This is a genomic window from Caballeronia sp. LZ024 (assembly GCF_031451455.1).
GTDB classification, from domain to species: domain Bacteria; phylum Pseudomonadota; class Gammaproteobacteria; order Burkholderiales; family Burkholderiaceae; genus Caballeronia; species Caballeronia telluris.
Genome location: NZ_JARUXL010000001.1, coordinates 1,388,489 through 1,401,243, shown reverse-complemented (window position 1 = coordinate 1,401,243; position 12,755 = coordinate 1,388,489). Strand labels below are relative to the sequence as shown.

The window sequence follows — 12,755 nt, the reverse complement described above, 5'->3', positions numbered from 1 at the left end:
CCTTGGAACGTCGTTGCGCTCTTTCATTGTAGTAACTACCGGTGCTCGCTCGTTCCAGTAATTCAGCCCCAATACCCCGGAGCGCTGTAAGTATGCTTGAGCAGATCGAGAAAGAGCCGCACGCGCAGCGGCAAATGACGGCGTTGCGGAAAGACCGCATGAATGCCGATCGGCGGCGCGGCGAAATCGTCGAGCACGGTGACGAGTTGCCCGGCCGCGACGTCGTCGCCGACTTCCCACCACGAGCGCCACGCGAGCCCGTATCCCGCGAGACACCAGTCGTGAAGCACGGCGCCGTCGGAACATTCCATCGTGCCGGAGACCTTGATCGTCACGACCTTGCCGTCGTGCTGGAACATCCAGCCGCGCTGCTGATTCGCCGATGCACCGAGCGCGAGGCAATTGTGTCCGCCAAGCGAAGCGAGATCGGCGGGCTTGCCGCGGCGCTGCAGATAGATGGGCGACGCGACGCACACGCGCCGGTTCTCGCCGAGCTTGAGCGACACGAGCGACGAATCCGGCAGTTCGCCAAGCCGCACCGCGCAATCGAACCCTTCGTTGACGAGATCGACCATGCGGTCGGTGAGATCGAGCGAAATCGAAACGTCGGGATGGCGCGTCGTGAATTCCGGCACCAGCGCCGCGACGTGGCGCCGCCCGAAACCGGCCGGCGCCGACACCCGCAGATGCCCGCTCGCCTTCACGCCGCCGGCCGACACGCTCGCCTCGGCGTTCTGCATGTCGTTGATGACGCGCAGACAGTCTTCGAGGAACGCCGAGCCTTCGAACGTCAGCGTGATCCGGCGCGTCGTGCGCACCAGCAGTTTGACGCCGAGCCGCTCCTCGAGCGCGTCGAGCCGCCGCCCGATCACGGCAGGCGCGACGCCTTCGGTCTGCGCCGCCGCCGACAGGCTGCCTTTCGCCGCGACGGCCGCGAACGTCTCGATTTGCTTGAAGCGATCCATGCGAGATATTCCTGTTTCAACGCCAACGCGAAGAGATTAAGTACGAAAAAGTAAAAGATCAAGTGATCCGCATCGACTTTTTATGCAAGTTGATCACGAATAGAATCCCTCTCGACCTCTACACGGAGCGCACGGCTATGTCGGCCATAACGACACATTCCCCTCCCCGCGCAGTGATTTTCGACGCCTACGGCACGCTTTTCGACGTGCATTCCGTCGTTGCTGCCGCCGAGCAACTGTTTCCCGGCCACGGCGACGCGCTCTCGCAGTTGTGGCGCCAGAAGCAGATCGAGTACACGCAGTTGCGCACGCTCGCCGATCCGTCGGGCAGCCGCTACGAGCCGTTCTGGGCGATCACGCTCGACGCGCTGCGCTTTGCCGCCTCGCGCCTGAATCTCGCCGATGCGCTGTCGAGCACCGCCGAAAAACGGCTGATGGACGAATACGCGTGTCTTTCCGCGTTTCCGGACGTCGTCGGCGCGTTGCGGGCGCTGCGCGAGCGCACGCGGTGCGAACTTGCGATCCTCTCGAACGGCAACCCGCAGATGCTGGACATCGCCGTGAAAAGCGCCGGCATGACGGGCCTTTTCGACCACGTGCTTTCCGTCGACGCCGTGCGCGCCTACAAGCCCGCGCCGGCGTCCTACGCGCTCGGCACGCAGGCGTTCGGCTGCGCCGCGCGCGAACTGGTGTTCGTCTCGTCGAACGGCTGGGACGTCGCGGGCGCCTCGTGGTTCGGCTACACGACTTTCTGGATCAACCGCGCAGGCCTTCCCGCCGAGGAACTCGGCGTCGCGCCGCGTGGCACCGGACGCGGCATGAGCGACCTCGTCGGCTTCATCGAGGGCGGCTGCCGGCAACAGGATTCCCCCACCCCCGCAAAACGCCCGACACGAATGCGCCAGGGCCCCGGCACCTGAGCGTCATCGATCTTCAACGCGCCTGATTGCATCACGCAAAACCGTCTGACCGACCAAGGAGAAAACCACATGGCCCACTCGCTGAATCTGCCGCAGGGGATGGCAATCACCGCCGACATGCAACCCGGCTTCGACGCGATCCTCACACGCGAAGCGCTCGAACTCGTCGCCCAACTGCACCGGCAGTTCGAGCCGCGCCGCCAGCAACTGCTCGCGGCGCGCGTCGAACGCACGAAACGCCTGGACGCCGGCGAGCGTCCCGATTTTCTGCCGGACACGAAATCGATCCGCGAAGGCGACTGGACCATCGCACCGCTGCCGCGTGCGCTGGAATGCCGTCGCGTTGAGATCACGGGACCGGTCGAGCGCAAGATGATCATCAACGCGCTCAACTCGGGCGCGGACGCGTACATGACCGACTTCGAGGACTCGAACGCGCCGAACTGGAACAACCAGATCACCGGCCAGATCAACCTGAAGGAAGCCGTGCGCGGCACGATTTCGCTCGAACAGAACGGCAAGTCGTACAGGCTGAACGATAAGGTCGCGACGCTGATCGTGCGTCCGCGCGGCTGGCATCTCGACGAAAAGCACGTGACCGTCGACGGCCAGCGCGTCTCGGGCGGCATTTTCGACTTCGCGCTCTTCCTCTTCCACAACGCGCGCGAGCAGCTCGCGCGCGGCGCCGGCCCGTTCTTCTATCTGCCGAAGCTAGAGAGTCACCTCGAAGCGCGCCTGTGGAACGAGATCTTCGTGGCGGCGCAGGAAGCGGTCGGCGTGCCGCGTGGCTCGATTCGCGCGACGGTGCTCGTCGAAACGATTCTCGCCGCGTTCGAGATGGACGAGATCCTGTATGAACTGCGCGAACACAGCTCGGGGCTGAACGCCGGCCGCTGGGACTACATTTTCTCGGCGATCAAGAAGTTCAAGAGCGACCCGGACTTCTGTCTCGCCGACCGCGCGAAGATCACGATGACCGTGCCGTTCATGCGCGCCTATGCGCTCGAATTGCTGAAGACGTGCCACAAGCGCAACGCACCGGCGATCGGCGGCATGAGCGCGCTGATCCCGATCAAGAACGATCCGGCGGCGAACGAAAAGGCGATGGGCGGCGTGCGCTCGGACAAGGCGCGCGATGCCGGCGACGGTTACGACGGCGGCTGGGTCGCGCATCCGGGCCTCGTGCCGGTCGCGATGGAAGAGTTCGTGAAGGTGCTAGGCGACAAGCCGAACCAGATTGGCAAGCAACGCACCGACGTCCAGGTGACGGCGACGGACCTGCTCGACTTCCGTCCGGAAGCGCCGATTACCGAAGCGGGCGTGCGCAACAACGTCAACGTCGGCATCCACTATCTCGGCTCGTGGCTCGCGGGCAACGGCTGCGTGCCGATCCACAACCTGATGGAAGACGCGGCGACCGCGGAAATCTCGCGCTCCCAGGTGTGGCAGTGGATTCGCTCGCCGAAGGGCAAGCTCGACGACGGTCGCAAGATCACCGCCGCGATGGTGCGCGAGATCACCATCGACGAACTGGAGAAGGTGAAGCTCGCCGTCGGCGGGGACACGAAGCCTTACGAGCGCGCAGCGAAAATCTTCGAACAGATGTCGACGTCGGAGAACTTCACCGAGTTTCTGACGTTGCCGCTCTACGAAGAAATCTGAGTTTGTCTTAAGCTCGGCCTTGAAGCCGCTCCCTCATCCGGAGCGGTTTTTTATTTGCGCGCGCGATGCTCGACCCAGTCGCCGCCTTCGATGCGCGGCAGTCCATCGACCGAATGCGCAGCCACCGGATACAGCAGGCAATCGACGTGCTGTTCGGTGCCTTCGATATCGACCATCACATGCAGCCGGTGGGATCGAAACAGGCCCTCGACGCCCGGGTACACCTGTTCGATGTCGTCGAGCACGGGCACGAGCGCGTCGTCGATACGATAGACGTCGCCGCGAACCGGCTCGCCTTCGGGATCGAGCACGAGGCCCGGATAACGGCCGAAGTCGAAAAGCCGCCCGCGCACGTGCGCGATGCCGATCTGCTGCGGCTTCGCGATGCCGTGCCGCTCGGCCGCGCGGTTGATGTCGTTGATCTCGCCGGCGCGCAAGGTGCCGTAGATGAATACGTGTTGCATCGGTCGAACGCTCCGTTCTTGCTGGCTTTTTCTTCGCGCATTATGCCAAGCGCGTCGGCGTGTTGCGCCGAATCAAATTACCATCGAATTTTGCTGTCAGATATCGTCCATCGAATGAGCACGCCCGCTGAAACCGTCGAAGACCTCGATATCCCCGTCGAACATTCGCCGACCCACGCGCGTCCGATCTGCGTGCGGGCGAGGCCGGTCGCGGCCGGCGTGCGCATCGCGCTGCACACGCATGCGTGGGCGCAGCTCGCCTACGCGACGCGCGGCGTGCTGCGCGTCGCCACGACCGATTCGACCTGGATGGTGCCGCCCTCGCGCGCAATCTGGGTGCCGCCGAACGTGACGCACGAAGTCGTGATCGTCGAAGATGCGTATCTGCGCACGCTCTATCTCGATGCGAGCGTCGTGCCGCCGGGACTCGACGCGTGCCGCGTCGTGGAAGTGTCGCCGCTGTTGCGCGAAGTGATCGCCGCGCTCGACGATCGCGGCGTGTCGCAGCATCGGGAGCGTCTGCTCGGCACGCTCGCACTCGACGAAATCACGCGCTCGGAACCGCTGCCGCTTTCCGTGCCGATGCCCGACGAGAAGCGCCTGCGCGCGCTCTGCGAAGCGGTGCTCGCCGACCCCGGCCGCGCCGATTCGCTCGAAGCGTGGGCTGCCGAAGCGGGCGCGAGCACGCGCACGATCGCGCGGCTTTTCCGGCGGGAACTCGGCGTGAGCTTCTCGCAATGGCGTCAGCAGGCCGTGCTCGCGCGCGCGATTCCGCTGCTGAGCGCGGGGCGCCCGCTCGCGCAGGTGGCACGCGAACTCGGTTACCAGAGCCAGAGCGCGTTTTCCGCGATGTTCAGACGGGCGTTCGGTGAGAGTCCGCGCGCGTTCTTCGTCCGCGACGGGCGCGCTTCGGCGGAGGAAACCGCGAGCAGCGATGCCGCGTGAACGTTCAGCGTCGACGCAGTGCGCGGCCGGTCATACGCGCCGCGCCATGTGCCGGATCGCGCCGAGCTGCGCGAGGCGCGAACCCGCCGGCCGATAGCCCATGCGGATATAGAGCCGCGCCGCCGGGTTATCGACGAATACGCGCAACTGGCATTCGGCGAGACCACGCGCGCGCGCCCAGCGATGCGCGGTGTTGAGCAGGAAAGTCCCGGCGCCCTGCCCGCGCCAACCTTCCGCGATCTGCACGTCGCGGATATGCAGCGAGTCGTTTTCCTCGGTGACGCGCATCACGCCGACGGGCGCGCCATCCACTTCCAGCACGAAATTCTCCGATTCGCGCCAGCTGCACAGAAAGAGATCGCCGCGCCAAACGAGATTGTGCCGACGGTAATAGCCGTCCATATTCTTGTGCGTGAGCGATTCGGCGAAGGGGAAATCGTCCATCGTCGCCTGACGCAATCGATACAGCGGCAGATCTTCTGTGGGATCGAGCATCGCGCGGGCTCAGGGCACGGGAAAGACTCCAACACTAAGTCAGAGCGCCGGGCGTGGCAATGGCGAGTTTCACGAAAATCGGCTTTCGCAATACCGGGCGTGAGACGGACCAAAAAGCGATGGAATCGACGGGCGAAAAAAAATCCAGCGCATGGCTGGATTTTCTTGAAACGACTTGCTGGCGGAGCGGACGGGACTCGAACCCGCGACCCCCGGCGTGACAGGCCGGTATTCTAACCAACTGAACTACCGCTCCAGCAGACTGGCGTCCCCTAGGGGATTCGAACCCCTGTACTCACCGTGAAAGGGTGATGTCCTAGGCCTCTAGACGAAGGGGACAGAAAAACTCGTATCGCCTGCGGCGAAAAAAAACCGGCTCATCAGCCGGATTCTCTTCTGCACACGAGGCTTGTTGGCGGAGCGGACGGGACTCGAACCCGCGACCCCCGGCGTGACAGGCCGGTATTCTAACCAACTGAACTACCGCTCCAACTCATCCATCGTTTCGCAGAAGTTTTAAACTCCCGCGAGTTTGCAGCGCTTCTAGCAGCCGCCGATGTTTTGGCGTCCCCTAGGGGATTCGAACCCCTGTACTCACCGTGAAAGGGTGATGTCCTAGGCCTCTAGACGAAGGGGACAGAAACTTGGGTCAATCTCTGTCTTGCTACTTGCTTCGCTCTGATTCGACTGCTTCAGCGAAGACCGAAACTATATACAACTTTTTGTTACTTGTGAAGTCTTTTTTGCGACGACTGAAACTCAACGAGCAGTTTCAAACACCTCAATCTTGACCTCAAACCGTTCTGTGGTGGAGGTAAGCGGGATCGAACCGCTGACCTCTTGCATGCCATGCAAGCGCTCTCCCAGCTGAGCTATACCCCCTTGCAGAACAGAAACGAGATTCTAAAGGGCACTTTTGAAGTTGTAAATACCTTTGGGTGCACTCGTCGGAAATTTTTTTATCTCTTGCGATTGCGTCCGACCAGGCCGCCACCGCGCGCGAACGCGGCGGCTCCAGACCATCCTACGCATTCGCCTTGTCGAGACGTGCCAGCACCGTCTCACGGCCGAACAGCACCAGCACTGCATCGATCGAGGGCGTATGCGTCGTGCCCGCGACGAGCAGCCGCACCGGCATCGCGAGATGCGGCATCTTGAGCTTGTGCGCCGCGAGCGTCGCCTTAAGAGCGGCCGAGATCGCTTCCTTCGTCCATTCGACGTCCGCGAGCGCCGCGCGCAGATCCGCGAGCGCCGGGCGCACCGCGTCCGTGACGTGCTGCGCGAAGGCGTCCGCTTCGATCGCCGGCTCCTTGTAGAACATCGCCGCGTTCTCGGCGATTTCCTTCACCGTCGACGCGCGATCCTTCAAGAGGCCGATCACCAGTTCGAGCGGCGCGCCCTGTTCGATCGCCGCCGCGTCGATGCCGAGCTGCGTCAGGAACGGCGTGACGAGCGTCGCGAGGCGCGCGTTGTCGGCTTCCTTGATGTAGTGCGCGTTCAGCCAGTTCAGCTTGGCGTGGTCGTATTGCGCGGGCGACTTGCCGAGGTGATCGAGATCGAACCATTCAACGAACTGCTCGCGCGTGAAAATTTCCGCATCGCCGTGCGACCAGCCGAGACGCGCGAGGTAGTTCACGACCGCCTCGGGGAGATACCCTTCGTCGCGATAACCGACGACGCTCATCGCGCCGTGCCGCTTGCTCATCTTCTCGCCCTGCTCGTTGAGCACGGTCGGCAGATGCGCGTAGACCGGCACCTCGCCGCCGAGCGCGCGCAGGATGTTGATCTGGCGCGGCGTGTTGTTCACGTGATCGTCGCCGCGGATGACGTGGGTGATCTTCATGTCGAGATCGTCGACAACCACGCAGAAATTGTAGGTCGGCGTGCCGTCCGGGCGCGCGATCACGAGATCGTCCAGTTCCTCGTTCGAGATCTCGACCGTGCCCTTCACCGCGTCGTCCCAGCTCACGACGCCGTGCTCCGGATTGCAAAACCGCACGACGGGCGCCACGCCCTCCGGCACCGGCGGCAGCGTCTTGCCCGGCTCCGGGCGCCACGTGCCGTCGTAGCGCGGCTTCTCGCCGGCCGCGCGCTGACGCTCGCGCAGCGCGTCGAGTTCTTCCGTCGACATGTAGCAGTGGTACGCGAGGCCCTTGTCGAGCATCTGCCGCACGACCTCGCGATAGCGCTCCATCCGCTGCATCTGATAGAACGGGCCTTCGTCGAAATCGAGGCCGAGCCAGTCCATCCCTTCGAGGATCGCGTCGACGGACGCCTCGCTCGAGCGCTCGACGTCGGTGTCTTCGATGCGCAGCACGAAAGTGCCTTTCATCTTGCGCGCGAACGCCCACGGATAGAGCGCGGAGCGGATGTTGCCGAGATGGATGAAGCCGGTCGGGCTCGGAGCGAAGCGGGTGCGGACTTGCGTGGTCATGGGCGTGTGTACTCGATGGCGGAATGCGTTCGCGTGTGTCGGTCGCCGGAGGCGGCTTCGAGCGCAGCAGCACGGGCTGCGCGGCGCGAACGATGCGTCGACGATCGGCGTCGCGCTCCGATGCGGCCTGGAATTCGCGCCGGACGACCGATCAAAATGAGACGGAATTATACTCGCCGCCCGCTTTTTACCGGCGACGGCGCGCCGAGTTGCTTTATGATGTGCGCGCCGTTTTCGGGACGATCCCGCGTCCCAGGCGGCAAAGAAGCGTTTTGATCCGCCATCGTGCGCCGCCGGAGAATTACTTGAAATCATCGCCTTCCCGACTGTCGCGCCGCGCGTTCTCGATCGCGGCCGCGTCCGCCGCACTCGCCGCGTGCACGACGACCGGCAGCACCATCACCGGCACCGACAACGCGCGAACGGGCGCCACGAATCCGCCGTCGAAGAACGAACCGCCGCGCGCCTTGCGCGTCGGGCTTGCGCTCGGCGGCGGCGCCGCGCGCGGTTTCGCGCATATCGGCGTCATCAAGGCGCTGGAGGCGCGCAACGTGCGCGTGGACCTGCTCGCGGGGACGAGCGCGGGATCGGTGATCGCGGCGTTGTCGGCATCGGGCATGAGCGGCATCGCGATCAACAAGCTCGCGCTCTCGATGGACGAAGCGTCGATCAGCGACTGGGCCATGCCCTTTCGCACGCGCGGCATCCTGCAGGGCGTCGCGCTTCAGAATTATCTCAACAAGACGCTCGACAACCGGCCGATCGAAAAGATGGCGAAGCCGCTTGGCATCGTCGCGACGGACCTGAGAAACGGCCAGCCGATTCTCTTCCAGCGGGGCAACACCGGCATCGCGGTGCGGGCGTCGTGCAGCGTTCCGTCGATCTTCGAGCCGGTGACGATCGGCGCGCACGAATACGTGGACGGCGGCCTCGTGAGCCCGGTGCCGGCCGCGTTCGCGCACAAGATGGGCGCGGATTTCGTGATCGCGGTCGACATCTCGGCGCGGCCGGAATCGGCGCTCACGCAAAGCTCGTTCGACGTGCTGATGCAGACCTTCACGATCATGGGCCAGACGATCAAGGCCTACGAGCTCGACAAATACGCTGATTTCGTGATCCGCCCGAATCTCGCGGCGATGAGCGGCAGCGACTTCGGCCAGCGCAATGCCGCGATTCTCGCGGGCGAAGAAGCCGTGGCGAAGATCTGGCCGGAGTTGCAGCGCAAGCTGGCGGCGAAGGGCGCGACGGCCTGAGTCGACAGGCTCGGCCGGCTCGGCCGGCTCGGCAAGAACAAAAAGCCCGCTTCTCTCGAAGCGGGCTTCCTTGCACCGGCCGAACCGGCAAGCTTACTGGTTGCCGCCGATGGTAGCGCTCACGCGCTGGCGCAGATCGTTGCCGTCCATCGGGAATGCCGCTTCGATGCGGCGCGCGCCGGTGTAGCGCTTTTCCCAGTAGGCGTTCTCCATGTCGTCGACGCGGATCGTGCTGCCAGTCGACGGCGAATGCACAAACTTGTTGTCGCCGATATAGATGCCCACGTGCGAGAACGAGCGGCGCATCGTATTGAAGAACACGAGGTCGCCGGGCTTCAGTTCGCTCACGCGAACCTTCTCGCCGACGCGGCTCATTTCCTCGGCACGGCGCGGCAGCGTCATGCCGAGCGTGTCCTGGAACACGTAGCGCACGAAGCCGCTGCAGTCGAGGCCCGAATCCGGCGTGTCGCCGCCCCAGCGGTAACGCACGCCGATCATGTTCAGCGCGCCGACGACGACGTCGCCCGCCTTGCTCGCCATGCCCGAGAGGAAAGATTTGGTGCCCGAGGGCGCGGAAGCGGAATTGCCCGAGTCCGCGACCGGGTAGACGTCGTTAGCCTTCGACGACGAAAAAATGCCATTGCTGGCATTTTGACTGTAATTGTTCACTTCGTCGGCGAACGCACCCGAAGTTGCTGTCATCAGTAGGCCGATCAACATGCCCGCGGCGGCGCGTGCGCATGTCTGAGTCAAGGAAATTGGCTGCATCGGTCGGTAGTTTTTGCGAAGAAAGTCTGAAAAATCAGAGGCATATGTAAAGTTTGGACGATACTAGCCAGTAATTATTTGCATGTCAAAAGATATAGAGAAAATCAATCGCTGGTCGCACCTAATTGGTGAGAAGAGTGAAATTCAGGCAGCCAACGATGCTTTGAGAAGTTTCCGAGTGTAGTCGTGCAACGGCGTCGAAAAGATTTGCTCCACATCGCCGCTTTCGACGACGAAACCGTTCTGCATCACCGCCACGCGGTGCGCCATCGCCCCGATCACTTCCAGATCGTGGCTGATGAAAACGTAGCCAAGGTTGTACTTTTTTTGCAGGTCGGCGAGGAGTTTCAGCACCTGCATCTGGATCGATACGTCGAGCGCGCTGGTCGGCTCGTCGAGGATCAGGATGCGCGGTTCCAGCACGAGCGCGCGCGCAATCGCGATGCGCTGGCGCTGGCCGCCCGAGAACTCGTGCGGGTAGCGGGCAAGCGCGGTGCGGTCCATGCCGACTTCGCGCAGCACCGACACCACTTTCGCATGGCGCGCGGCCGCATCGAGTTCCGGACGATGCAGCGCGAGCCCCTCGCCGACGATCCGCTCGATCGTGTGCCGCGGCGACAGCGAACTGAACGGATCCTGAAATACGACCTGCATGTTCGAACGCAGCACGGTCTTCTCGCGTCCGCGATAGTCGGCGAGCGCCCTGCCCTGAAATTCCACCTCGCCATGCGAAACGCGCTGCAGGCCGAGCAGCGCCATCGCGAGCGTGGATTTACCCGAACCCGACTCGCCGACGATCCCGAGCGTCTCGCCCTGTCGCACCGACACCGACACGTTGTCCACCGCCTTGAACGCGCCGCGCCGGAACCAGCCGGCGAAACCGGAGAGCTTCGTCGCGTAGTCGACCGAGACGCCCTTCGCGTCGAGCAGCACGGGCGAGAGCGGCAGCACCGGCAGCACCGCGCGTTGCGGCCGGCTCGCGAGCAGCCGCTGGGTATAAGGATGCTGTGGCGACGTGAAGATTTCCTCCACCGTCCCGCTCTCGACGAGCAAGCCCTTTTCCATCACCGCGATGCGCTGCGCGAACCGACGCACGAGATTCAGGTCGTGCGTGATCAGCAACACGGCCATGCCGCGCTTCTCGGCTTCGTCGCGTTGCAGTTCCAGTAGCAGATCGACGATCTGCGCGCGGATCGTCACGTCGAGCGCGGTGGTCGGCTCGTCGGCGAGCAGGAGCCGCGGGCGGCACGCGAGCGCCATCGCGATCATCACGCGTTGTCGCTGGCCGCCGGACAACTGGTGCGGATAGCTGTCGATACGGCGTTGCGGCTCCGTGATGCCGGTGCGCGCGAGCAGTTCGATCGCGCGCTTTCGTGCCTCGCGCGGCGAAACGCCGTCGTGCAGCCGGATCGTCTCGACGATCTGGTCGCCGACCGTGTAGAGCGGATTGAGCGCGGTCATCGGCTCCTGGAAGATCATCGCGATGTCCGAGCCGCGCAGGCCGCGCATCGCGTGCTCGCTTTTCGTGAGCAGCTCTTCCCCGGCGAAGCGGATCGAGCCGGACAGCTCGGCATCGCGCAAGAGGCGCAGGATCGACAGCGCCGTCACGCTCTTGCCCGACCCCGATTCGCCGACCAGCGCCACGCGCTCGCCCGCTTCGATCGAGAGGCTCACGTCGTCGACGGCGAGCGTCTCGCCGAAACGCACGCGCAAGCGGTCGATGTGCAGCAGCGGTTCGCTCATCGGCCGCCTCCGGCCTTGACCGCGTCCGCGATGCGCGTATCCAGCGCGTTGCGCAGCGCGTCGCCCATGAACGTGAGGAGCAAGAGCGTCGCAACCAGCACACCAAACGTCGACAGCGAGATCCACCACGCGTCGAGATTCGCCTTGCCTTGCGCGAGCAGTTCGCCGAGCGAAGGCGTCGGCGAGGGGACGCCCAGGCCGAGAAAATCGAGGCTCGTCAACGCGAGGATCGCGCCGCTCATGCGAAACGGCAGGAACGTGATGACGGGCGTGAGGCTATTCGGCAGCACGTGGCGCCAGATGATCTGCCAGTTCGAAAGGCCCATCGCGCGCGCGGCGCGCACGTAATCCTGCGTGCGGTTGCGCAGGAACTCGGCGCGCACGTAGTCCGAAAGGCCGATCCAGCCGAAGAGCGACAGCAGGATCACGAGCAGCAAGAGACTCGGCTCGAAGATCGACGCGAAGATGATCAGCAGATAAAGCTCGGGCAGCGCGCTCCAGATTTCGATCAGCCGCTGTCCGGTGATGTCGGTCCGGCCGCCGAAGTAGCCCTGCACCGCGCCCGCGAGCACGCCGAGCACCGTGCCGATCGCGGTCAGCACGAGCGCGAACAGCACCGAGACGCGAAAGCCGTACACGAGTCGCGCGAAGACGTCGCGGCCGCGATCGTCGGTGCCGAGCCAGTTCTCGCGCGACGGCGGCGCCGGATTCGAGCCCTTCGAGAAGTAATTGAGCGTGTCGTAGTAGTAGTGATTCGGCGGATAGACCGCGAAGTTGCCCGGCGCGCTGAAGCGGTCGCGGATATAGGGATCGAGATAGTCGGCGGGCGTCGGGAAGTCGCCGCCGAACGTCGTTTCCGCATAGGTCGCGACGAGCGGAAAGTAGAGATGCCCCTGATAGCGCACGACGAGCGGCTTGTCGTTCGACCACAGCGGCCCGGCGAGACTGATCGCGAACGCGACGACGAACACGATGAGGCTCCAGTAGCCGAGCCGATGCTGCTTGAAGCGCAGCCAGACGCGGCGTCCCGGCTTCATCGACACGGGGGGGCGAAGCGGCTGGCCGTCGGTGGCGGCGGTTCGGCGCGACGAGGCGGCTCGGTTCAA

The 12,755-nt window shown here is 64.2% G+C and carries 11 protein-coding genes and 5 tRNA genes; 4 read left to right on the top strand and 12 right to left on the bottom strand.

All coding sequences use genetic code 11. The annotated features are described in order from the left end of the window. Window positions 1-62: 62 nt before the first annotated feature. A complete protein-coding gene (locus QCE48_RS06430) occupies window positions 63-965 on the bottom strand; it encodes a LysR family transcriptional regulator (protein WP_309785639.1) in 903 nt (300 codons plus the stop codon). Between the two features lie 137 nt (window positions 966-1,102). On the opposite strand from QCE48_RS06430, the gene QCE48_RS06425 reads away from it, so the two are divergent. Both QCE48_RS06425 and aceB read left to right on the top strand, forming a co-directional pair. Then, window positions 1,103-1,885 (top strand): haloacid dehalogenase type II, encoded by a 783-nt coding sequence (locus tag QCE48_RS06425; protein WP_309785640.1) that lies wholly within the window; start codon window positions 1,103-1,105, stop codon window positions 1,883-1,885. A 69-nt stretch (window positions 1,886-1,954) separates the two neighbouring features. After that, window positions 1,955-3,547, top strand: a complete 1,593-nt coding sequence (aceB, locus tag QCE48_RS06420; protein WP_309785641.1) for a malate synthase A — start codon at window positions 1,955-1,957, stop codon at window positions 3,545-3,547. Window positions 3,548-3,597: 50 nt separating this feature from the next. Here the strand turns inward: aceB and QCE48_RS06415 are convergent, their stop codons facing one another. Then, window positions 3,598-4,011 (bottom strand): gamma-glutamylcyclotransferase family protein, encoded by a 414-nt coding sequence (locus QCE48_RS06415; protein WP_309785642.1) that lies wholly within the window; start codon window positions 4,009-4,011, stop codon window positions 3,598-3,600. Window positions 4,012-4,125: 114 nt separating this feature from the next. Here QCE48_RS06415 and QCE48_RS06410 point away from each other — a divergent pair, with 114 nt between their 5' ends. Next, window positions 4,126-4,956 carry a helix-turn-helix transcriptional regulator gene (locus tag QCE48_RS06410; protein ID WP_309785643.1) on the top strand — a complete coding sequence of 277 codons (831 nt, stop codon included), beginning with the start codon at window positions 4,126-4,128 and terminating at the stop codon, window positions 4,954-4,956. Between the two features lie 30 nt (window positions 4,957-4,986). On the opposite strand, the gene QCE48_RS06405 is transcribed toward QCE48_RS06410, so the two are convergent. From QCE48_RS06405 to gltX, 7 genes are all read right to left on the bottom strand, one after another. After that, window positions 4,987-5,451, bottom strand: coding sequence for a GNAT family N-acetyltransferase (locus QCE48_RS06405; RefSeq protein WP_309785644.1), 465 nt, complete (start codon window positions 5,449-5,451; stop codon window positions 4,987-4,989). A 179-nt stretch (window positions 5,452-5,630) separates the two neighbouring features. Continuing rightward, window positions 5,631-5,707: transfer RNA gene (locus tag QCE48_RS06400), tRNA-Asp, on the bottom strand. A 7-nt stretch (window positions 5,708-5,714) separates the two neighbouring features. Further along, window positions 5,715-5,790 (bottom strand) — tRNA-Glu (locus QCE48_RS06395). A 74-nt stretch (window positions 5,791-5,864) separates the two neighbouring features. Continuing rightward, window positions 5,865-5,941 (bottom strand) — tRNA-Asp (locus QCE48_RS06390). A 72-nt stretch (window positions 5,942-6,013) separates the two neighbouring features. Then, a tRNA-Glu gene (locus tag QCE48_RS06385) sits at window positions 6,014-6,089 on the bottom strand. 168 nt (window positions 6,090-6,257) lie between these two features. Further along, window positions 6,258-6,333 (bottom strand) — tRNA-Ala (locus QCE48_RS06380). 142 nt (window positions 6,334-6,475) lie between these two features. Beyond that, window positions 6,476-7,885 carry a glutamate--tRNA ligase gene (gene gltX, locus QCE48_RS06375; RefSeq protein WP_309785645.1) on the bottom strand — a complete coding sequence of 470 codons (1,410 nt, stop codon included), beginning with the start codon at window positions 7,883-7,885 and terminating at the stop codon, window positions 6,476-6,478. Window positions 7,886-8,157: 272 nt separating this feature from the next. Between gltX and QCE48_RS06370 the strand changes: the two genes are divergently transcribed. Next, a complete protein-coding gene (locus tag QCE48_RS06370) occupies window positions 8,158-9,138 on the top strand; it encodes a patatin-like phospholipase family protein (RefSeq protein ID WP_404982692.1) in 981 nt (326 codons plus the stop codon). Between the two features lie 93 nt (window positions 9,139-9,231). Here QCE48_RS06370 and QCE48_RS06365 read toward each other — a convergent pair whose 3' ends face one another. The 3 genes from QCE48_RS06365 to QCE48_RS06355 all read right to left on the bottom strand — a co-directional run bounded on the left by QCE48_RS06365 (window position 9,232) and on the right by QCE48_RS06355 (window position 12,755). Next, entirely contained in the window at window positions 9,232-9,906 is a 675-nt protein-coding gene (locus tag QCE48_RS06365) for a C40 family peptidase (RefSeq protein ID WP_309785647.1), read from the bottom strand. Window positions 9,907-10,050: 144 nt separating this feature from the next. Next, window positions 10,051-11,649 carry a dipeptide ABC transporter ATP-binding protein gene (locus tag QCE48_RS06360; RefSeq protein ID WP_309785648.1) on the bottom strand — a complete coding sequence of 533 codons (1,599 nt, stop codon included), beginning with the start codon at window positions 11,647-11,649 and terminating at the stop codon, window positions 10,051-10,053. Continuing rightward, window positions 11,646-12,755: an ABC transporter permease gene (locus QCE48_RS06355; RefSeq protein ID WP_404982695.1), complete on the bottom strand. Its 1,110-nt coding sequence runs from the start codon at window positions 12,753-12,755 to the stop codon at window positions 11,646-11,648. Before QCE48_RS06355 ends, QCE48_RS06360 begins: the two co-directional genes overlap by 4 nt.